Genomic DNA, 20,268 nt, shown 5'->3' with positions numbered 1-20,268 from the left:
TTGGCCAGAAAAATGAGTCGTTCTCGCTGTTCTAAACTAAGTGGTACAGAAACAATTCGAGGCATGTGTGAACATCTGTTAACTAAAAAAACTTTTTCGCATGATTAGTTATTTTTGTCAACTTAACGCAATAGCAGCAAAAAATATGCTCGTCCCCTTGCGCAGCAAACAAAGCAGCGCTTTGTTCTTGCTCATGTGGCTAAAACTTTCTCAGATTACGTTATGAAACTTGGCAATAGTCTCGCTATTCCTTGCGTTTCATGCCTAATCTGCTCAGTTTTAGCCTACAGCGCAAGCCATTTATGAAATGTTAACAGCCCCTAGACTTTCTGAATAAATAGGTCACGGTCAAAACGGTATTGCGGGAAAAAGACACCATCTTCGGCACGTTCACCTGCAGCAATCACCATCACTGGAAATTGTTGATCATTCAGTTTTAAGAGTTTGCGTACCATCGGCTCATCAAAACCTTCCATCATACAGCTATCAAAACCGTGTGCGCGAAGGGCTAAGACCATATTTTCACAGGCGAGTGCTGTAGTTTTACTTGCCCAAAGTTTGGCATCGGCAGGGTTAAACGCAGTTACAGGTAATTGTTTATCTAAACTACGTGCAATTTTGAAAGCGACTTTCTTAAAGTTACCTACTGCGTTTAAATAGCCAGTCATGTAGTTATAAGGAATAAACTTGTAATATTTTTTGACTGCAGCAGGTGCTTCAGGAAAAGGGAACTCGCTGATATTCTTTTTTGCCATTTCATCAACACGGTCTGTACGTGCAATACACACGATTAGCTCTGCTGCAGTACGAGCAGCGAGTTGTCCTAAGCAGGCTTTAACCAGTTGTTTTTTCTTGGCAGGATTTTGCACCACGACAAAAGTCCACGGTTGTAAATTAGATGAGTTTGGAGCCAATAAAGCCATATCTAAACAATCATCCAATACTTCTGCAGGAATGGCTTTGTCGGTAAATTTACGCACCGAACGACGGCTTTGAATGACTTTTTTAAAGTTTTCTACATCAATATCTTGTGGTGCAGGTTCAAAATAACGTTCTTTTTTTTCAGCTTTAACATCGGTTGGATTTGGATTAGACATTACAATTTTCCTCAATTTTTTAATGATTGACAGCACATTGCAGAATATGGGGGCGAATAAAGAAAAAACCACATTCAGCCAAAATGAATGTGGTTTTAAAACATCTAGTTCACTTGAAATGGGTGTAAGTACATTTCAGCTAAACAGCGCTTAATTAAATTGGCTGAAATCAGGTTTACGTTTTTGCATAAAGGCCTGCACCGCTTCCATCATTTCTGCTGAACCGACACGTTGCATAAAAATTTCTGCTTCATGGTCAATCCACGCCACGATTTCATTGACATTATGTTTCATGAGGGCTTTAGATTGTTTGAGTGAAGCCAATGGCAAAGCCGCCAATTGCGCTGCTTTTTGTTGTGCTGTTGCATAGACATCGGTTTCAATGCTATTAACTAAATTTGCCGATAATGCCGTTTCGCTATTGAATTTTTGTGCAGTTAGCAACAGTTCAGCCGCTTTGTGATAGCCTGCTTGTTCTACTAGAAGTTTGCTTGATGCACCTTCAGGCGATAAGCCCAAGCTCACAAATGGAATTTGGAATAGGGCAGTATTGTCGCTATATACCAAATCTGCATGTAATAGAATTGTGACACCAATGCCAATTGCCACCCCACGTACAGCTGCAATCAGCGGTTTAGAAAACTTAGCTGCAGATTTTAATAAGATGAATGGAGGGCCTTCGGCAGCAGGTAGTTGTCCTTTAAGTGCAGCAGACTTCATAAAGTCTTGCATGTCATTGCCAGCACTAAAATCTGCATCTGTGCCACGTAAAATTACACAACGTACTGCGTTGGACTGATCTGCTTCATCTAAGGCTTGTGCAATCCACAAATACAATTCACCATACAGCGCGTTTTTTGCTTCTGGTCGGTTGATGGCTAAAGTCAGTACGCCATTGTCTAAATTCGCATTCAAATGTGGGTGAGGTTGTTGAATACAGCTCAGTGTCATCGTACTATCCTTGCTTTGATTGGTTTGAATTTATGGCTCATTATGTCGCAAATTCGCAGCGCTGGCACAACTCATGAGTTCATAAAAAGTTAGTGAATGATGAGATTTGCGTTCCTAATTCAATGTGAAATTTATTTAGAATTTGGGGTTGTTCATTTAAAAAATGAATAAGCAAGGCGGAATCTTAACGTCTATTAATTCTATTTTAGGATTAACCTTCGGTTCGACCTACTTTTGTTTTGGCAAAAGTAGGCAAAACCATTTGTCATCCACGAAACCTGCCCAATTATTGTTTTTGATTTATTATCTTGCAAAAACAATAATGAGTTGATACCACGCAGGTTGTGGATGACATTTCCGCGTATCAGATAGCATCATGTTGTTATCAAAATTAGGATTGGCGTATTTATTATGCAATATACGTTTGATTATTTGGTTTTCATTGGCCGCTTTCAGCCATTTCATTTGGCGCATTTGCAAACCATTCAAATTGCGTTAGCACGTAGTCATTATGTGATTTTGGCATTAGGTTCTGCACAAAATGAGCGCAATTTAAAAAATCCGTTTTTAGCCAAAGAACGTGAGCAGATGATTTTGTCTAACTTTTCACCTGAGATGCAAGAACGGATTAAGTTTGTGCATGTCGTAGATGTCTACAATGATGAAAAATGGCAAAAACTAGTCAAATCTTTAGTCGGTGAATTGATTCAACCGCAAGATCGTGTTGGTTTAATTGGGCATTTTAAAGATGACTCGTCTTATTATTTAAAGTTTTTCCCTGAATGGGAGATGGTAGAATTAGACAGCTTGCAAGATGCCATGTCTGCTACGCCTGCACGTGAGGCTTATTATCGTGGGGAAATACAGCCTAATTTTTTCCCGCAAGGCACAATTGATTTCTTAACCGCATTTCAAAACACGGAAATTTATCGTCAATTACAAGACAAATACCAGCAGCAGGACAGCAGTAATTTGACGGAGTAATCCAGTTTTTAAATGAAAAAGGATGATTGAAAAAGCTTTCAATCATCCAGAACATTGTGTTTTTTTAGAGGCTGAAAATTAAGCCTGTAAAGCGGTTAAATCCGCAAGCACTTGCTCGGCATGTCCTGCAGCTTTGACTTTACGATATTCTTTCAGTAATTGACCTTGATGGAAAATAAAAGTAGAGCGTTCAATGCCCATAACTTTTTTGCCATACATATTTTTTTCTTTAATCACATCAAACAACTGACACAATACTTCTTCTTTATCGCTAATCAAGTTGATGCCTAAAGATTGTTTTTCGGTAAAGTTTTGATGGGCTTTGACTGAGTCGCGCGAAATGCCAATGATGGTGGTATTAAGCGCATCAAATTGTGGCTTTAGCGCAGTAAAATCGACAGCTTGTGTGGTGCAGCCTGGGGTAGAATCTTTCGGGTAAAAATACACCACTAACCAATCTGTACCAAGTTCGGTTAAATTGACTTCGCCTGTGGTTGCAGGAAAAGCTTGATTTGGTAATTGAATTGTCGTGCTCATATTTTTCTCCAAAATCATGCACATAAAAAACTAGCCACATAAAGTGGCTAGTTGAAATTGTTAAGAAAAATTATTTTTTCTCAGCCGCTTTCATTGCTTCTTCAGTTAAGGTTTTTAATTTACCTGTAAGCTGAGGACCAAAACAAGTTTGCAAATCTTTATTTTGCTTTTGTACAAAAGCTAAAGTCGCAGGGCTCTTTTTCTGGTTAATTGCGCTTTGAATTTCCCATTTTTGAGCGTTGGTTAATTTACCATCTGCTTCTACTGCACAAGTACAATATTTGCTTACTTCAGCTGTAGTCAGTTTTTTGCCTTTTGCAGTTTCTTCTTTACAAACATTAATTAAAGCTGCTTTTACATTGGTGCTTTTATATGCTTGTTGCAACTTGTCATTATTTGCGTGTGTCGTTGTTGCGAATAATGCAGCAACAGACATAATCGCAGAAACTATAATGTTTGATTTTAAATTTTTCATACACTTTACCTTGTTATGACGGTATATAACGCGTTGGGTCTGCAACACCGGCATCGGCAAAACCTTGTTTGCGTAAGCGACAGCTGTCACATTTACCACAAGCACGTCCTTGGTCATCTGCTTGGTAGCAAGAAACCGTTTGACTATAGTCTACGCCATGTTCAATACCTAAGCGAATAATATTTGCTTTGGATAAATGTAACAAAGGTGTCTCAAATTTTAACGGTTTGCCTTCTACGCCAACTTTGGTTGCCAAGCGTGCCATATTGGCAAAAGCATCAATAAATTCAGGACGACAGTCAGGATAGCCCGAATAATCTACCGCATTAATACCAATCACAATTGCTTCTGCATCAAAAACTTCGGCAGCTGCCAAAGCATAAGACAGGAAGATGGTATTACGCGCAGGCACATAAGTCACAGGAATACCTTCTTGCTCATGATCAGGTACTTCAATGCTGTGATCGGTCAGGGCAGAACCGCCCAAGTTGCCTAAATCAATATTAATCACACGATGCTCAATGCCTGCATTTTTAGTCAAGGCACGTGCAGCATCTAGCTCTGTAGTCGAGCGTTGACCATACATAAAACTAAGTGCAATACATTCATAACGCGCTTGTGCCCATGCCAAACACGTGGTTGAGTCTAATCCACCAGATAACAATACAATGGCACGAGGGCGCATAATTGAACTCCAAATTTTAAAATATAGCGATAGAACTTGAGCAAAAGTGTGAAGATTGACGTCAATACGAATGGGGATTCGTGAGGAGATTAACGACCTGTTTCATCATTCCAAAGCAATTTATGTAATTGCAATTGGAAACGAACAGGGAGATGGTCGGCTAAAATCCACTGTGCCAAATCACGTGCAAGTTGTGGCAAGGCGACTGCACCTTTTTCGACAGCAAATGCAGGGGAGAACCACACTGTATCGACTTTTTTATGCAACTGATATTGCTCAACTTGCTGCTTCGCCCAAAGATAATCGTCATGATTGCAAATCACAAATTTGATTTGATCATGTGGGTTTAAAAAATCTAAATTTGATAATAAGTTGCGTGACATTTCACCCGATGCAGGGGTTTTTAAATCCAGCACCTTCGACACACGGTTATCCACTTTAGAAATATCTAAAGCTCCACTGGTTTCCAAAGACACTTCACAACCTAAATCTGCCAAGCGTTGCATGAGTGGCAGTGCATTCGGTTGAGCCAGAGGTTCACCGCCCGTCACACATACATACGGTGTTTTAAATTCTAGCGTGGTTTGGATGATGTCATCTAAAGATTGACGTTCGCCACCTTCAAAAGAATAAGTGGTATCACAGTAATGGCAACGCAATGGACAACCCGTTAAACGAATAAACACGGTTGGCAAGCCCGATGTATTGGCTTCGCCCTGCAATGAATAGAAAATCTCCGTGATGCGTAAACCCGCAGACGGATCAGAAACAGGAATAGCGGAAGATCGGAGGGTATTCATAAAATTCATCACAGTATGTAAAAAAACAAAAATCCCTACGGTCATTGCTGGCCGTAGAGATGGAGAAAACTAAAAAAAGTTTAGTCTTCGCGTAATAAGTCGTTCAAACTGGTTTTTGCACGGGTTTTCGCATCTACTTTCTTCACAATGATAGCAGCATACAAGCTATAAGTGCCACATTTAGAAGGCAGGTTGCCAGAAACTACCACCGAACCTGCAGGTACACGACCATAATGGATTTCGCCAGTTTCACGGTCATAAATTTTGGTCGATTGACCAATATAAACGCCCATAGAAATGACAGAACCTTCTTCCACAATCACGCCTTCAACAATTTCAGAACGTGCGCCAATGAAGCAGTTGTCTTCAATAATAGTTGGGTTTGCTTGAAGTGGCTCAAGTACACCACCAATACCTACACCACCCGATAAATGCACGTTTTTACCAATTTGTGCACATGAACCTACAGTTGTCCATGTATCAACCATGGTGCCTTCATCTACATAAGCGCCAATATTGACATAAGATGGCATTAACACCACATTTTTGGCTTGGAATGAACCTTTACGTGCAACTGCTGGCGGTACAACACGCACACCTGCTTGTTTGAATTGCTCGTCAGTCCAACCTGTAAATTTCGTGTCTACTTTGTCGTAGAAACGCAAATCGCAAGATTCAATTGGCTTGTTATCATTGAGTTTAAAAGATAACAAAACTGCCTTTTTTAACCATTGGTGAACGATCCACTCACCATTAATTTTTTCAGCAACGCGTAATGTGCCGTTATCTAAACCTGCAATTGCTTGTTCAACTGCCTGACGAATTTCAGCGGGACAATCTGCAGCGCTGAAATTAGCGCGGTCTTCAAATGCTTGTTCAATGATTGTTGAAAGCTGAGACATCGATGTTCTTACCAGAAAAAAATTTTCCAAAGATTTTACACTATATTGAGTGAGGAATAGATAAAAATTGGAACAGATTGGAATTTATCCTTAGTAAGATAAACAAGTTAAGTTGCGCGCTAAATTGTTGAAGTTTTGAAAATAAATGCTTTTGCAATAAACAATAAGAATAAATTTGTATCAAAAAATAACAAAAACGGGGTAAATTTTGCATAAAAGCTGACCGCAACATGCTCTATAGTTTTCTCATGACAAACACGAATGAAAATTCAAAAAGTTTTAGTTTGAGGAGAAACACAATGAAAACTTTACATACAATTTTAGCCGCTTCGGTATTGGCAGCAGTTGCAGGTTCTGCAATGGCAGATACAGCTGTGGTAAAAGATGGTTATGCGTTTGATCGTAACCAATTAATTCCAACAGGTGTACGTGCTGAAGTAGGTACAACAGGTTATGGTGGTGCCTTACTTTGGACTGCAAACCCTTATGTTGGCTTAGCTCTTGGCTATAACGGTGGCGATATTTCTTGGTCGGATGACTTATCTATTAATGGTACTAAGTATGATATGGATATGGACAATAACTTGACCTATTTAAATGCTGAAATTCGTCCATGGGGTGCAAGTCCAAGTAAATGGGCGCAAGGCGTTTATGTTGCAGCAGGTGTTGGCTATATTGACAATGAATACGGTTTAGATAAGCAAAATAAAAATGCTCAAGGTACTATTCATGTAAATGATGTTGCATACACAGGTTTAGGTGGGGTGAAAGGTAAACTCGCTTATGAAAATGACATTGCGCCATATCTAGGTTTAGGTTTTGCTCCAAAGATTAACAATAATTGGGGTGTATTTGGTGAAGTTGGTGCGTTCTATACAGGCAATCCGACTGTTAATTTAAGTGAATATGGTAATTTATCTAATGCAGTTGCTGGTTCTCCAAGTATTTCAGAGTCAGTACATGCGGAAGAACAAAAAATCCGTAACGATGACAAATACGAATGGATGCCAGTAGCTAAACTAGGTGTAAGCTACCACTGGTAATATCCGTTAGTTTCAGCTAAACCAAAAAAAACGAGCTTCGGCTCGTTTTTTATTTGTGTAGGTTTACGTGTATATTAGAAACGATGGGCAAGACGTAAACCATAAACAAGGGCATTGTTATTATTGGACGTTGCCAGCGAGGCAAAAGACACAGCACTGTCAGTATTGGTATTGATTTTGGCTTTTCTAAACTTTAAATAATGTGCGCCAAATGTAATCTCATTTTTTTGATTTACACGATATACCACGCCTGTTCCAAAACTTGAAAAGCCATCTGAAGGGTTGAGTGTAGACACAGTATTGCCAGTCCCAGAGTCCCATGAGCTTTCAATAAAACTGACCCATGTGGGTGTCCAACGGTGCGCCCAGCCTATTTTTGCCGACCATTGGTCTTTAGGGTAGGAAATCAGTTGATAACCTGAAATTTCGGGTACATACGGTGCATAGGCAGCAATGACCGCATTAAATTGTGGCGGTTGAATGCTAAAGTCAGACCAGTTTACCCAGCGTAAATCTGCATAGACGAGGTTATGTGTCGAAATCGCTGTTTGTAAGTGTGCATTGACAGATTTTGGAGTTTCTACCACGCTCTGATTTTCGGGCACAAGATTTAAAAGCGTGTGTTGCGTATGTTCGTAAGTATTTAGACGATGTTTAATTTTAGCGCGATAAGTCACTGCGGTTTTAAATGCATACTCTGGAATTTGATAACTAAATCCTGTTAACCAACCTAGGGCAGAATCACGTTCAAATGCTACGCTATAACCATTAAACACAGCATAATCTTGTCCAAAAACCTCTAAATAGCCTTTAAAGTCTTGCCAGCTAATACCTGTAAAAAAATTCCAGCGAGGGGTAGGTTGATAGCCGATTAGTGCAGTCATATTGCGACTGTCAAACTGAATATGACTGGACTCAATTTCTATTTTTTCAGCATATATTTCAGGGGTATATTGATAATTAACCCGCCCACCAAACGGTTGGTCGAATAATAAACCAAAGGAAAGTTGTGGGCTAAGCTGTAATTTTAAGCCCGCATTGATGAAATGTTTGCTTTCGACCAAATCTCCAGTCGAAAAATCAGTAACTCCCAGTTCACGGAGTTGTTGTTGATATTGTACTTGCCCAGAAACATTCGGCTCTAAATAAAGCAAGGTTATTTCTGCATAATTATTTTCTTGTAAAAAGGCGCTAACAGATTGATGGCTTTGTTCTAGAGCTGCAGCATGACTATACACTATGGGCAGGACGTACAAGCATGCAGTGCAAAGATGATATTTCATGTGACGTCCCGCATTTGAGTGATAGAATCGTGTTTAAAATCAAATAATCATTTTTATTGTTGATTATATTTTATGCATAATTTGAATCAATTTAAAACATTATTTTCCTGTTTTAAGATAAACGAAGATCGTGGCGAAATAATGAAACATAAGAGAGCGAATGCGCTCTCTTATGTGAATGGGGTTATTCGTCAGGATAAGCAATGCGCTTTAACGCTTTAATATCGGCATTTGGTGCACATAAAGAAATAAACTCATAGCCATAGCCACGTAGTAAATGTCCTTTGCGAACCGCAATCCATGTGGTGTTTACCCCAAAAATATCGGTCTGGATTTGTTTTAGACGGTAATCGCGTTCTGCATCGTATGCCACATTGTTTACCACGCCTACGCCCATGCCCAATTCAACATAGGTCTTAATAACATCGGCATCAAGTGCAGACATAACGATATTGACATCAATTCCTGCATCGGTAAATGCTTTGTCAATTTTAGAACGTCCCGTAAAGCCGCCGTGATAAGTGATGATTGGATATTCTGCCAAATCGGTCAGGCTAATCTCAGTTTTACTGGCTAAAGGATGATCTTGCGGGGTAATAATGCTGTGGCGCCAGTCATAATAAGGCACACTTGCCAAGTTCTCTTCAGTGGTTAGAGATTCGGTTGCAATACCAATATCGGCTTCACCTTGTAGCAGCATTTCGGCAATTTCAACAGGGCTGGCTTGTTGCAAAATCAAATGTACTTTAGGGAATTCTTTTTTAAACAAATTCACAATAGGCGGCAGCACATAACGCGCTTGGGTATGTGTAGTCGCAATGGTGAGCGTGCCTTCATCGACTTTATTAAAGTCATCGGCAAGGCGTTTAATGTTATCTGCATCAACCAACATGCGTTCGACAATACTCAGCAAAGCTTGTCCTGGCTCGGTTAAACCTAGTAGACGTTTGCCTTTGCGCACAAAAAGCTGCACACCAAGCTCATCTTCAAGGTCTTTAATGTGCTTACTCACGCCCGATTGAGAGGTGTATAGTGCTGCAGACGCTTCGGTTAAATTAAAGTTTTGCCGAACGGTTTCTCTAATAATTCTAAGTTGTTGGAAATTCATAGTGGTGCAACCCTAAAAAGGATGGAGCGGGTTAGGCTCCATCTTGATGTCCTTATGCGACTTGATTTTCAAATAAATGTAAAGTGATTACACTTAACCAAACCGTTTGATTTGGGCGGAATTGGTGCAGTTTCGCTTCATCTGCGGTGAGTGCAATTTCAATCAAATTCCCTTGACGATCTTGCAATTCTGCAACTACTTTACCAGCAATCCAAACCTCACGTAAGAAGGTCGCTTGAATGGTATTTTCCTGTGGTTGGGCATGAATATGCAACTCATCTGGACGTGCAAATGCAATCACTTTGCCTTGAGGCGCATTCGGTTGATTGAGAAGTTGTACGCGATCTTCACCAATTTGCACAATCCCTTGATGATGTTGTCCTTCAAAACGGTTGGCTTGACCTAAGAAGTCAAATACAAACGGAGTTGCAGGCTGTTCATACACTTCACGCGGTGAACCAATTTGTTCGACATTACCTTTGTTCATGACAATAATTTGATCGGCAACTTCGAGTGCTTCTTCCTGATCGTGGGTCACGAAAATTGAAGTGATGTGTAATTCATCATGCAAAGTTCTTAACCAACGACGTAATTCTTTACGCACTTTGGCATCAAGCGCACCAAAAGGTTCATCCAATAACAATACGCGTGGTTCTACCGCTAAGGCACGTGCCAAAGCAATACGTTGACGTTGTCCACCCGATAATTGTGCAGGATAACGGTCTGCTAAAAAGCTTAACTGTACCAAGTCGAGTAAACGCATAACACGCTTTTTAATCTCGGCTTCTGAAGGTCGGGTTGCACGTGGACGTACCCGTAAACCAAATGCGATATTGTCAAATACGGTCATGTGGCGGAATAGGGCATAGTGCTGGAAAACGAATCCAACTTGACGTTCGCGCACATGCACATCGGTTGCATCCTGACCCTCTAATATCACTTGCCCACGATCTGCCGACTCTAATCCTGCAATAATACGCAACAAGGTGGTTTTACCACAGCCTGAAGGCCCAAGCAGCGCCACCAGTTGGCCATCTGGAAAATCGAGGGAGATGTCTTTAAGTGCATGGAATGCACCAAAATTTTTTTCAATATTTTTAACTTGAATACTCATGCGGTCATTCCTTAAGAAACAGTTGAATCTTCATTGCGTTGGTTTTGCTTTTCTTGGCGAATTTCAACCCAAGTTTTTAAAATCAGGGTCACAATCGCGAGAAGTGCCAAGAGAGAGGACACCGCAAACGCAGCACTAAAGGTATATTCGTTATAGAGAATTTCGACGTGCAGCGGTAGGGTGTTGGTTTCTCCGCGAATATGCCCCGATACCACAGATACCGCGCCAAACTCACCCATTGCGCGGGCATTACACAGAATCACGCCGTAAATTAAACCCCATTTTATATTTGGCAAAGTGACTTTCCAGAAGGTCTGCCAACCCGATGCACCTAATACAATCGCAGCTTCTTCTTCCTCTGTGCCTTGCGCTTCCATTAAAGGAATCAATTCACGCGCCACAAAAGGTACAGTAATGAAGATGGTGGCAATCACAATTGCAGGTACGGCATATAAAACTTTGATGTCGTGTTCCATCAACCAGCCGCCCATCCAACCTTGTGTACCAAAAATCAGGACTAGCATTAAACCTGCAATGACCGGAGAAACTGAAAAAGGCATATCAATTAAGGTGGTGAGAATCGACTTACCACGGAAATTGAATTTCGCCACTGACCACGCTGCGGCAATACCAAATACCACGTTTAAAGGTACGGCAATGGCTGCAGTGAGTAAGGTTAATTTCACTGCCGATAAAGTGTCAGGATGCACCAATGCTTGTGCATAGACACCAATGCCTTGTTTAAAGGCTTCTACAAAAACCAAAATCAGCGGCAAAATCAGACAGCTTAAGAAGAAAATGAAGGCAATTGCAATCAGGGTATAGCGTACCCAAGTCGGTTCACGTGTTGCATCGCGTGATTGTAGTTTTTCAGCCAAAGCATTGCTGTTGGTATTTAAACTCATCGTGCAGTTCTCCCTGTGCGACGACTTGCCCATGCTTGTAATAAGTTAATTAAGAACAGCATGACAAAAGAAATCAGCAACATCACCACAGCAATTGTGGTTGCACCTGCGTAGTCATATTCTTCTAAACGAGAAATAATCATTAAGGGTGCAATTTCAGTTTTAAATGGTTGGTTACCTGCAATGAAAATCACCGAGCCATATTCACCTACGCCACGCGCAAATGCGAGTGCAAAACCTGTAATCAGTGCAGGCAATAAAATAGGGAAAATCACTTTGGTGACAATTTGAAAGCGGTTAGCCCCTAGCGCAGATGCTGCTTCTTCCAACTCGGTTTCTAAGTCACTGAGTACGGGTTGCACGGTACGCACAACAAATGGAATACCAATAAAAATCAGGGCAAGGGTAATCCCGATAGGGGTATACGCGACTTTAATGCCTAATGGTTCTAAATATTGTCCAATCCAGCCAGTCGGTGCGTATAAAGAAGTCAGGGCAATACCCGCAACTGCAGTAGGCAATGCAAAAGGTAAATCGACCAAAGAATCTATAATACGTTTGCCCGGAAAGCTGTATCGTACCAAACACCATGCCAATAATAAGCCGAAGACGACATTAATAAAGGCTGCAATGAGCGCAGCGCTAAAACTGAGTTGCAAAGATTTTTGGATACGTTCTGAACTTAAAATTTCCCATAAACCATCCCAACCGATACCCAGCGATTTAATAAATACAGCCGATAAGGGAATAAGAACAATTAAGGATAAATACGCTAGGGTAAAGCCTAGAGAAAGACCAAATCCTGGCAGCACTTTGGATCGCTGCGACATGATGACTCCTCAAAAGAGAGAATGAGTGTTTGAAAACAAACAGATAAAAGTAAAAGATAAATTCGGCACAAGCATAATTTGCGAAGATTAAATTGCAAATTTGAATAAATACTTGTTGTTATCAGAAATACTGATATGTGATTGCATATTTTCTGCAATCAAATAATCATAAATTTCAGGAAATGCCCCAAAGCCTGATGCAACATTAATATGACCCACTTGTCCTAAATTAATCGGTGTTAATTGCCATGCTTGGGCAAGTGCCTGTGCATCTGCAAAACTTAGCCACGGGTCATTTTCACTGATCAATAAGCGTGTCGGTACAGCCAATTTAAGTTGCTGAAAATAAGCCGAATAATTGCTTTGGCTGTGTTGTGCAAAACCAGATTCACCAAAACGGGCAGGGTTAGCAGGTGCAACCAAAACCACATTTTTAATTTTCGCCTGCAATTTAGGTTGCTGTGCTAAGGCTGCCACTGTGGTCAGACAACCAAAGCTGTGCGCCACAATTTGAATATCGTTCTGAATCGGGGCAACTGTTTTGACAAATTCAGCAACCCAGTTCTGTAAAATTGGGCTATTCCAGTCTGACTGTTGTACACGCGAGCAAGACATGAGTTGTCGTTGTAACCAAGATTGCCAGTGAGCATGTTCACTGCCACCTACACCTGGAACAATTACGGTATGAATCATGTCGATGCTCCTTCGCATATTTCAGCCTGAAATGATGATCTGCATAATGCTTAAATATGAATTAAACCCATCATTTTTAGCTTTGGCTGTGATCACTTGGATTCAAAACTCAGTAAGATAATGCTGTAAAATTCATGTTTTAAATAATCTGCAACAAGGATAACTAGAGTTTCTATGCAAAAAAAATAATTAAAAATGAATTTTATATGAATAAAAGAGATATATGTGAATCAGGTAAAAATGCGTTTGTGAAAACACCCGCATTTTTCAATTTGGGTGTTTTCAGCTAGAGCTTTGGTATGATTTACCTTTCGGAGTATTATTTGGTTTGGTTGGCTTTGACAATCTGATCGAAAATGCCATCATTTTCAAAGTGTTGCTTCTGAACTTTGCTCCATCCACCAAACTCTTGATCAATAGTCACCAACTTCAATGGTTTAAATTGCGACTTATATTGTGCCAACACCGTAGCATTACGTGGTCGGTAATAATTCTTCGCAGCAATGTTTTGACCCGCAGGCGAATAGAGATAGTTTAAATAGGCTTTGGCTAAGTGTTGATTGCCATCTTTTTGCACATTTTTCTCTACAATCGCCACAGGCGGTTCAGCCAAAATAGATAGAGAAGGCGTGATGATCTCAAATTTACCCGGTTGTTCACGCACGGCTAAATAGGCTTCATTTTCCCAAGCTAACAAAACATCACCAATGCCACGTTCTGCAAAAGTGGTGGTTGAGCCACGTGCGCCTGAATCCAATACTTTGGTTTGTTTATAAATTTGGCGAACAAACTCTTGCGCTTTAGCATCATTGCCCGCAGGTTGATGTTTTGCCCATGCCCACGCTGCCAAATAGTTCCAGCGTGCACCGCCAGATGTTTTTGGATTTGGAGTAATGATTTCCACACCAGGTTTGACCAAATCGCCCCAATCTCGAATACCTTTCGGGTTGCCTTTATGCACTAAAAATACAATTGTGGATGTATAAGGGGTCGAGTTGTGCGGAAATTTCTTTTGCCAGTCTTTAGGTAATAGACCGCGTTTAGCAATTTCATCAATATCGGCAGCCAGTGCCAAAGTCACGACATCGGCACCTAGACCATCAATCACCGCACGTGCCTGTTTGCCCGAACCGCCATGTGATTGTTTAAAGTTAATGTTTTGCCCGGTGGCTTTTTTCCAGTACGCACCAAAATCTTTGTTAAAGTTATCGTATAATTCACGGGTTGGATCGTAGGAAACATTCAGAAAGTCTTTTGCAGAAACGCTCAAGGTTGTTGCCGAAAGTACTGCCGCCAGTAGTCCAATTTTCAGTTTTGTAAAATTCATGTTTGACCTCAGGTATTAAATCTGTTGTTGAATGAGGCAAGCATATCGGTAGTCTATTTGCTGAAAAAATAATTTAAAATGCGGTGAATATCAGTAAATGATAAATATAAATTTCTTCATTGTTTTCTATATTTAGAGATAAATAACGAGTACTTCTTCCATGCAGTGTTATAAAAATGCCAAGCCTACCGAGCAGATTCATGTGTTAGATCGCGCGTTTCATTATGGTGATGGATGCTTTAGCACTGCACGTTTTCGCCAAAATCAAATTGAATTATTTGACCGCCATTTGGCGCGTTTGCAATATGCCAATCGCCAACTTTCTTTAAATGCCAATCTTGAGTTAATCACTGAAACGCTGACAATTTTAAAGCAGGCGCATGGCGAGTTAAATGGTACTTTGAAGATTGTTTTAAGTCGTGGTGTGGGGCAGCGTGGCTACAGCTTGCCTGATCATCCTGCCGATGTTTGGGTGTTTTTCTATCCACAAGTACAAGCGGCTTTAGATACGGCATATCATTATGACATCATTCAAAGTGGCATCTTGGCACAAGCGATTGGACTAAGCATGCCGAATTTAGTTGGGCTGAAAAGTCTAAACCGACTTGAACAGGTATTGCTCAAACAAGAAGCCGATCAAAAAGGCTGGACAGAAGCTTTGGTTACTGATGTACAGGGCAGTGTGGTTGAAGGTGTGAGTAGTAATTGTTTCATTCGTATAAACAATACATGGATTACCCCGCAACTTGGTTATAATGGCGTGCACGGTGTCATGCGGGCAGAAATTTTATCGCGCATGCAACAACAGAATTTGCATTGTGAACAGCGTGATGTTCATGTTTCGGAAATTGCGCAGATTCAAAGTCTGTTTTTCTGTAATGCCTTAACGCCCATGAAAATTGTCAGCCATTTAGGGCAGCAGGTTTTAGATGTGCAGCCGTGTGTGGAACTATTTAAGCAACTTCAACTGAATCAGATTCATTCTTATGTCTAAGCGTCCATCAAAATCTAAAAAGAAAACCAAACCTATATGGTCTAAGCGTGCTATTCAGGGTGCGCTTATTTTTGTACTCGGACTGTTTTTGGTCATTGGCATGATCTTATGGTCAAGCTTATTTAAAGATTATCCTATTGAAGGCAAAAAACAATTATTGGCAATTAATGATGGTGATACCTATTCACGCTTTATTGATCGTTTGGCAGAACAAGATCATGTGAATTTTCCAATTGTTTTAAAGCTCTATCAACGGGTGATGATTCACGACAGCATGAAAAAAGGCGTGTATGAAGTTCGTCAGGGTATGAGTGTACGTCAGGTTATGGAAATGATCGCCAATGCTGAAAATGCACAAATGAACCGTATTTTGGTGATCGAAGGCACGACTTTTAAACAATTGATTGATGCGTTAAAGAAAGATGAGTTAGTCACCAAAGAAGTGTCGCATTTGCCATATGATCAAATGCTAAAAGCTTTAAATATTCCTTTTACACATCCCGAAGGTTTATTTGCGCCGAATACTTATTTCTTTGCCAAAGGTGAAACTGACCGTAAAATTTTAACCGATTTATATCAGCGTCAAATGAAATCATTGGATGATGCTTGGAATAATCGTGCAGCAGATTTGCCCTATAAAAATAAATATGAAGCTTTAATCATGGCATCTATTATTGAAAAAGAAACCAATGTTGATGCTGAATTAGAGCAGGTTTCGGGTGTGTTTGTACGTCGTTTAAAACTGGGGATGCGTTTACAGACTGACCCAACCGTGATTTATGGTATGGGAGAGCGTTATCAGGGCAATATTACCCGTCAGGATTTACGCACTCCAACGCCATACAACACCTATACCATGAGTGGTTTAACGCCAACGCCAATTGCATTGCCAAGTCAAAAAGCCATTGAAGCGGCGATGCATCCAGATCAATCTGACAACATTTATTTTGTGGCGACAGGTAACGGTGGGCATAAATTTAGCACCAATTTGCAAGATCATAACCGTGCCGTACAGGAATATTTAAACGTACTGCGCATGAAAAAATCAGGGGAATAAGCATGTTTATCAGTTTTGAAGGTACTGAAGGGGTAGGCAAAACTACACTTATTCGCCGTATTCATGATTATTTTACTGCACAAGGTCAGTCGGTGGTTTTAACCCGTGAACCGGGTGGAACCCCTATGGCAGAGCAAATTCGTGCTTTGTTGCTCGAGGTCAACCATGAAGAAAAAATGTGTTCAGACACTGAGTTATTGTTGATGTATGCAGCGCGTGCACAGCATTTAGATCGGGTGATTTTACCTGCGTTGGCTGCAGGAAAAACTGTACTGTGTGACCGTTTTAGTGATGCGAGTTTTGCTTATCAGTGTGCAGGACGTGGTTTGAGTGAAAGCAAGTTGCAGACTTTAAATAATAACTTTGTGGCACGTATGCCTGACTTAACTTTCTGGCTGGATGCACCGATTGAACTGGGTATGACCCGTGCACGGGCACGTGGTGAACTTGATCGTTTTGAACAAGAGAAAGCAACTTTCTTTGAGAAAGTAAGAGGTGGCTATCAAACTTTGTGGGAGCGACACCCTGAGCGAGTGAAGCGCTTAGATGCAACACAAAGCCCCGATCAAGTATTTGCACAGGCGATGCACTATTTGCAAGCTAAGGCATAACAAACAAAGGTATAACAAGCCAATGGGTCATGGTTATGCATTTGATTGAATGGAAAAATCTTCTATAGTGGAAATGCTTTAGAAGATTTTTTTATTTAAATAATAGCGAATAGTAAATATGACCAAAGACGAAATTATTGAATTTTTAAAAGTTGAGTTTCCGCAAAGTTTGGAAAAATGTGAAATTGTGTCCATCACGCCACGTGGGGCATTGGTGAATTATCACATCGATGAACGTGATTTACGCCCAGGTGGTACGGTATCAGGGCCGACTATGATGACTGTTGCAGACTATGCACTTTATATCGCCATTTTAGGGGAGTTGGGTTTGGTGGCTTTGGCGGTGACCAGTAATTTAAACATCAACTTTTTACGCAAGCCCGCAGCAGGGCGTAATTTACGTGGTGAATGTCGCTTAATGAAAGTAGGGAAAAACCTCGTGGTCGGTGAGGTTTGGGTATATTCCGAAGGTGTAGATGATGCCGTGGCGCATGTCACAGGGACGTATTCGATTCCACAGATTGGCTGAGAATAAAGTCAGCTTTATCTTAATTTTAGTTACTTATATTTACCATGTGGTTACATATGTACACATACCACATGAAAATCAGGGTTTGATTGGTTAAAAAATAATCACAAATATTTCATTTTATGTTTTTCATATAGATCAAATCTGCTTTTGTCTAAGCTAGCAACCCGTAAGTAATAAAACAAGGGAGCTAAATGCTTAAATTTAAGAACAATATTGTTCATGGAGCAATCTTTGATATGGATGGAACAATGTTTGATACTGAACGATTACGGTTTCAAACATTGAAGCAGGCATCTCAGGAGCTCATTGGCGTTGAATTTTCAGACGTATACCTCATGCAATGTTTGGGTTTGAGTGCAAAGAGCGCTGAACAACTGGCTCAAGCAGAATATGGTGCAGACATTCCTTACCGTGAGATCCGTCAGCGTGCTGATGAACTAGAACTAGAAAGTGTGCGCAATTTTGGTGTGCCCATTAAAAAAGGTTTGTTGCAGGTATTAGAGCGGTTACGAAAGTCTGGCTTGAGAATGGCGGTTGCTACGTCTAGTCGTCGTGCCATTGCCGAAGAATATTTGATTAATGCCAATGTCTATAAGTTTTTTGATGTATTAGTTTGTGGCGATGAGGTGCAACAGGGCAAGCCACATCCTGAAATTTTTATAACAGCCGCACAAAAAATTAATCTAGAACCCAGCGAATGTTTCATGCTGGAAGATTCTGAAAATGGAATCAAATCTGCACATGCAGCGGGTGGCATAACCATACTATTTCGGGATATCAAAAAACCTAATGCTAATATGTTGTTACTCACGCAGCATTATTACGCAAGTATGCAAGCTTATTTAGATGACTTAAATCAAGTTATTCCTGTATTGGAAATGCCGAGTTTACAAGAGGCCTTCCCGCAAACTTTAAATCAGTTGAGTGTGGGGATTCATGGTTTTGGTGCAATAGGTGGGGGCTATTTGGCCCAAATTTTATCGCACTGGGATGGCTATACCCGTCCTAAACGTATTTATGCTTCTACACGGAATACCTTATATCGTTCTGCAGTAAACGCCTTTGGAACGTATTCAATTCGTTATGGACAATGTTCTTATGATGAACGAATTGAAAATATGCACATCATTGATGCGGAGAACTTGCAGCAGATGCAGCAAATGTATGTGGAGTCGAGCCTAATTGCATTATGTTTGCCTGAACATGCTTTACAGCAAGAGGCTAAAGTAATTGCGCAGGGCTTATATGCCCGTTTTATAGCGCAAGTTGAACTCTATCAGCCTTTAACTATTTTGGTAATTTTAAATAAAGTTGGGGCAAAACAGCTCTTGATGACGCATATTCATCAGGCGTTAGAGGCGTTGTTGGATCCCGATACGGCAGCCAAAATTATGGAGCAGCATTATTTTTGCGATACTGTCGTAAATAGAATGGTCTCTAAATTAAGCGATCAAAACTTATATCGCCAATTACGCATCAAGTATAATATTTTTAAGCAATTTCAGTTGGATGACGAAGCAGAGCCAATTGAAATTGAAGACAATACTCGATTGCAGCCTGAGCAAGAGCGTCAAGCCACCTTATATGTAGAAGATTTAAGACGCAATTTTCAGCCCAGTCACATTTTGCAAAGTATGGATTTAATTTTATTTCATGCTGAAAGTGACATGCCTATTTATGTGGAAAATGCCAGTCCATTATTGCAACACATGCGTCAAATGATTTTGGTAGATGATATTGCCGAAATCCAACTCATTAAAAATCGTTTATGGAATGGTGTACATGCCATGATGGCTTGGTTATCCAGTTTAATAGGGCATAACAGTATTGGTGTCGCAATGGCAGACCCATTGGTTGCAGATTTTACCCGCGCTGTTTCGGCACAAGTAGCGTTGGGATTAGCTGCACAGTTGCCGCATCGTCAGCAAAACTTAAAGCATCTGGCACAGAGCTTTCTGGACTCATGTGAACATGCCTATAAAGACCCGTGTCAGCGTGTGGCACGTGACCCTTTGCGTAAACTCTCAGCCAATGAACGGGTGATGGGTGCTTTGATTTATCATCTGCAGCATGATTTAGCTGCAAATTATGTGCAGAAAGGAGTGGTGTTGGGCTATCTGTATGCAATTAAAATGCAGCAGTTGGGGGCTCAAGCAGCATTACAGCATTTGTCAAAACAATTGCAAAATGCGCCTATAGACGAACAGACACGGCAGCAATTGCAGTACATAAATAGCCACCAATTACAGCAACTATTGGCTGGTCAAGTTCGCTTAGAAGCATTTATTCAAGATGGTACTCAAGTTGCAGCCGTAATCTAAAACTCAACTTGATGAATTC

At 40.6% G+C, this 20,268-nt stretch carries 21 protein-coding genes and 1 pseudogene; 7 read left to right on the top strand and 15 right to left on the bottom strand.

Translation table 11 applies throughout. The features are described from left to right. From FTU92_RS14170 to FTU92_RS10220, 3 genes and pseudogenes are all read right to left on the bottom strand, one after another. Positions 1–65 (bottom strand): annotated as a pseudogene (locus FTU92_RS14170) (helix-turn-helix domain-containing protein); the annotation flags it as partial. Positions 66–320: 255 nt separating this feature from the next. Then, positions 321–1,097, bottom strand: coding sequence for a nitroreductase family protein (locus tag FTU92_RS10225; RefSeq protein ID WP_179996171.1), 777 nt, complete (start codon positions 1,095–1,097; stop codon positions 321–323). 150 nt (positions 1,098–1,247) lie between these two features. Next, complete coding sequence (locus FTU92_RS10220) at positions 1,248–2,048, bottom strand: enoyl-CoA hydratase-related protein (protein WP_096901116.1); 801 nt, start codon at positions 2,046–2,048, stop codon at positions 1,248–1,250. A 411-nt stretch (positions 2,049–2,459) separates the two neighbouring features. Here FTU92_RS10220 and FTU92_RS10215 point away from each other — a divergent pair, with 411 nt between their 5' ends. Then, entirely contained in the window at positions 2,460–3,032 is a 573-nt protein-coding gene (locus FTU92_RS10215) for a nicotinate-nicotinamide nucleotide adenylyltransferase (protein ID WP_096901115.1), read from the top strand. Between the two features lie 78 nt (positions 3,033–3,110). Here the strand turns inward: FTU92_RS10215 and FTU92_RS10210 are convergent, their stop codons facing one another. The 5 genes from FTU92_RS10210 to dapD form a co-directional block, all read right to left on the bottom strand. Continuing rightward, positions 3,111–3,569 carry a peroxiredoxin gene (locus FTU92_RS10210; protein ID WP_096901114.1) on the bottom strand — a complete coding sequence of 153 codons (459 nt, stop codon included), beginning with the start codon at positions 3,567–3,569 and terminating at the stop codon, positions 3,111–3,113. Positions 3,570–3,639: 70 nt separating this feature from the next. Continuing rightward, positions 3,640–4,044 (bottom strand): hypothetical protein, encoded by a 405-nt coding sequence (locus FTU92_RS10205; RefSeq protein WP_004971768.1) that lies wholly within the window; start codon positions 4,042–4,044, stop codon positions 3,640–3,642. Between the two features lie 13 nt (positions 4,045–4,057). Next, positions 4,058–4,729, bottom strand: a complete 672-nt coding sequence (queC, locus tag FTU92_RS10200; RefSeq protein WP_136144778.1) for a 7-cyano-7-deazaguanine synthase QueC — start codon at positions 4,727–4,729, stop codon at positions 4,058–4,060. Between the two features lie 89 nt (positions 4,730–4,818). Next, positions 4,819–5,529 (bottom strand): 7-carboxy-7-deazaguanine synthase QueE, encoded by a 711-nt coding sequence (gene queE / locus FTU92_RS10195; protein ID WP_136144777.1) that lies wholly within the window; start codon positions 5,527–5,529, stop codon positions 4,819–4,821. 80 nt (positions 5,530–5,609) lie between these two features. Beyond that, a complete protein-coding gene (gene dapD / locus FTU92_RS10190) occupies positions 5,610–6,431 on the bottom strand; it encodes a 2,3,4,5-tetrahydropyridine-2,6-dicarboxylate N-succinyltransferase (RefSeq protein ID WP_180096191.1) in 822 nt (273 codons plus the stop codon). 299 nt (positions 6,432–6,730) lie between these two features. Here dapD and carO point away from each other — a divergent pair, with 299 nt between their 5' ends. Then, on the top strand, positions 6,731–7,474 hold the full coding sequence (gene carO, locus FTU92_RS10185) for an ornithine uptake porin CarO (protein WP_179994624.1): 744 nt from the start codon (positions 6,731–6,733) through the stop codon (positions 7,472–7,474). A 74-nt stretch (positions 7,475–7,548) separates the two neighbouring features. Here carO and FTU92_RS10180 read toward each other — a convergent pair whose 3' ends face one another. The 7 genes from FTU92_RS10180 to FTU92_RS10150 form a co-directional block, all read right to left on the bottom strand. Then, positions 7,549–8,757, bottom strand: a complete 1,209-nt coding sequence (locus tag FTU92_RS10180; protein WP_179994623.1) for an OmpP1/FadL family transporter — start codon at positions 8,755–8,757, stop codon at positions 7,549–7,551. Between the two features lie 184 nt (positions 8,758–8,941). Next, positions 8,942–9,865: a CysB family HTH-type transcriptional regulator gene (locus FTU92_RS10175; protein ID WP_131261163.1), complete on the bottom strand. Its 924-nt coding sequence runs from the start codon at positions 9,863–9,865 to the stop codon at positions 8,942–8,944. A gap of 52 nt (positions 9,866–9,917) precedes the next feature. Further along, on the bottom strand, positions 9,918–10,979 hold the full coding sequence (locus FTU92_RS10170; protein WP_004971754.1) for a sulfate/molybdate ABC transporter ATP-binding protein: 1,062 nt from the start codon (positions 10,977–10,979) through the stop codon (positions 9,918–9,920). 11 nt (positions 10,980–10,990) lie between these two features. Then, positions 10,991–11,884: a sulfate ABC transporter permease subunit CysW gene (gene cysW, locus FTU92_RS10165; RefSeq protein WP_096901108.1), complete on the bottom strand. Its 894-nt coding sequence runs from the start codon at positions 11,882–11,884 to the stop codon at positions 10,991–10,993. Beyond that, a complete protein-coding gene (gene cysT, locus FTU92_RS10160) occupies positions 11,881–12,714 on the bottom strand; it encodes a sulfate ABC transporter permease subunit CysT (RefSeq protein ID WP_004971748.1) in 834 nt (277 codons plus the stop codon). Before cysT ends, cysW begins: the two co-directional genes overlap by 4 nt. Positions 12,715–12,801: 87 nt before the next feature. Next, positions 12,802–13,407, bottom strand: coding sequence for an alpha/beta hydrolase (locus tag FTU92_RS10155; protein ID WP_179989297.1), 606 nt, complete (start codon positions 13,405–13,407; stop codon positions 12,802–12,804). A 319-nt stretch (positions 13,408–13,726) separates the two neighbouring features. After that, positions 13,727–14,734, bottom strand: coding sequence for a sulfate ABC transporter substrate-binding protein (locus FTU92_RS10150; protein WP_180096189.1), 1,008 nt, complete (start codon positions 14,732–14,734; stop codon positions 13,727–13,729). A gap of 160 nt (positions 14,735–14,894) precedes the next feature. Between FTU92_RS10150 and pabC the strand changes: the two genes are divergently transcribed. From pabC to mtlD, 5 genes are all read left to right on the top strand, one after another. Beyond that, a complete protein-coding gene (gene pabC, locus FTU92_RS10145) occupies positions 14,895–15,728 on the top strand; it encodes an aminodeoxychorismate lyase (protein WP_004971738.1) in 834 nt (277 codons plus the stop codon). After that, the gene (gene mltG / locus FTU92_RS10140) at positions 15,721–16,785 is read left to right on the top strand and encodes an endolytic transglycosylase MltG (RefSeq protein ID WP_178865640.1); all 1,065 of its coding nucleotides are present in this window, start codon (positions 15,721–15,723) and stop codon (positions 16,783–16,785) included. Before pabC ends, mltG begins: the two co-directional genes overlap by 8 nt. 2 nt (positions 16,786–16,787) lie before the next feature. After that, complete coding sequence (gene tmk, locus FTU92_RS10135) at positions 16,788–17,396, top strand: dTMP kinase (protein ID WP_131261157.1); 609 nt, start codon at positions 16,788–16,790, stop codon at positions 17,394–17,396. A gap of 118 nt (positions 17,397–17,514) precedes the next feature. After that, positions 17,515–17,925: a PaaI family thioesterase gene (locus tag FTU92_RS10130; RefSeq protein WP_096901103.1), complete on the top strand. Its 411-nt coding sequence runs from the start codon at positions 17,515–17,517 to the stop codon at positions 17,923–17,925. A gap of 194 nt (positions 17,926–18,119) precedes the next feature. Next, a complete protein-coding gene (gene mtlD, locus FTU92_RS10125) occupies positions 18,120–20,249 on the top strand; it encodes a bifunctional mannitol-1-phosphate dehydrogenase/phosphatase (RefSeq protein WP_180096187.1) in 2,130 nt (709 codons plus the stop codon). The last annotated feature ends 19 nt before the right edge of the window (positions 20,250–20,268 follow it).

It is taken from the genome of Acinetobacter sp. YH12205 (genome assembly GCF_013418125.1).
GTDB lineage: Bacteria > Pseudomonadota > Gammaproteobacteria > Pseudomonadales > Moraxellaceae > Acinetobacter > Acinetobacter towneri.
The sequence above is the reverse complement of the archived record's forward strand: the minus strand, read 5'-3'. Positions and strand labels throughout refer to the sequence as shown.

Bases quoted from the DNA above. Each gene is read 5' to 3' on its own strand.
- FTU92_RS10220 (WP_096901116.1), bottom strand. From the start codon at position 2,048: ATGACACTGAGCTGTATTCAACAACCTCACCCACATTTGAATGCGAAT.
- FTU92_RS10205 (WP_004971768.1), bottom strand. From the start codon at position 4,044: ATGAAAAATTTAAAATCAAACATTATAGTTTCTGCGATTATGTCTGTT.
- mtlD (WP_180096187.1), top strand. From the start codon at position 18,120: ATGCTTAAATTTAAGAACAATATTGTTCATGGAGCAATCTTTGATATG.
- FTU92_RS10155 (WP_179989297.1), bottom strand. From the start codon at position 13,407: ATGATTCATACCGTAATTGTTCCAGGTGTAGGTGGCAGTGAACATGCT.
- FTU92_RS10210 (WP_096901114.1), bottom strand. From the start codon at position 3,569: ATGAGCACGACAATTCAATTACCAAATCAAGCTTTTCCTGCAACCACA.
- cysW (WP_096901108.1), bottom strand. From the start codon at position 11,884: ATGAGTTTAAATACCAACAGCAATGCTTTGGCTGAAAAACTACAATCA.
- carO (WP_179994624.1), top strand. From the start codon at position 6,731: ATGAAAACTTTACATACAATTTTAGCCGCTTCGGTATTGGCAGCAGTT.
- FTU92_RS10170 (WP_004971754.1), bottom strand. From the start codon at position 10,979: ATGAGTATTCAAGTTAAAAATATTGAAAAAAATTTTGGTGCATTCCAT.
- FTU92_RS10130 (WP_096901103.1), top strand. From the start codon at position 17,515: ATGACCAAAGACGAAATTATTGAATTTTTAAAAGTTGAGTTTCCGCAA.
- FTU92_RS10175 (WP_131261163.1), bottom strand. From the start codon at position 9,865: ATGAATTTCCAACAACTTAGAATTATTAGAGAAACCGTTCGGCAAAAC.
- mltG (WP_178865640.1), top strand. From the start codon at position 15,721: ATGTCTAAGCGTCCATCAAAATCTAAAAAGAAAACCAAACCTATATGG.
- pabC (WP_004971738.1), top strand. From the start codon at position 14,895: ATGCAGTGTTATAAAAATGCCAAGCCTACCGAGCAGATTCATGTGTTA.
- FTU92_RS10150 (WP_180096189.1), bottom strand. From the start codon at position 14,734: ATGAATTTTACAAAACTGAAAATTGGACTACTGGCGGCAGTACTTTCG.
- dapD (WP_180096191.1), bottom strand. From the start codon at position 6,431: ATGTCTCAGCTTTCAACAATCATTGAACAAGCATTTGAAGACCGCGCT.
- FTU92_RS10215 (WP_096901115.1), top strand. From the start codon at position 2,460: ATGCAATATACGTTTGATTATTTGGTTTTCATTGGCCGCTTTCAGCCA.
- queC (WP_136144778.1), bottom strand. From the start codon at position 4,729: ATGCGCCCTCGTGCCATTGTATTGTTATCTGGTGGATTAGACTCAACC.
- cysT (WP_004971748.1), bottom strand. From the start codon at position 12,714: ATGTCGCAGCGATCCAAAGTGCTGCCAGGATTTGGTCTTTCTCTAGGC.
- FTU92_RS10180 (WP_179994623.1), bottom strand. From the start codon at position 8,757: ATGAAATATCATCTTTGCACTGCATGCTTGTACGTCCTGCCCATAGTG.
- tmk (WP_131261157.1), top strand. From the start codon at position 16,788: ATGTTTATCAGTTTTGAAGGTACTGAAGGGGTAGGCAAAACTACACTT.
- queE (WP_136144777.1), bottom strand. From the start codon at position 5,529: ATGAATACCCTCCGATCTTCCGCTATTCCTGTTTCTGATCCGTCTGCG.
- FTU92_RS10225 (WP_179996171.1), bottom strand. From the start codon at position 1,097: ATGTCTAATCCAAATCCAACCGATGTTAAAGCTGAAAAAAAAGAACGT.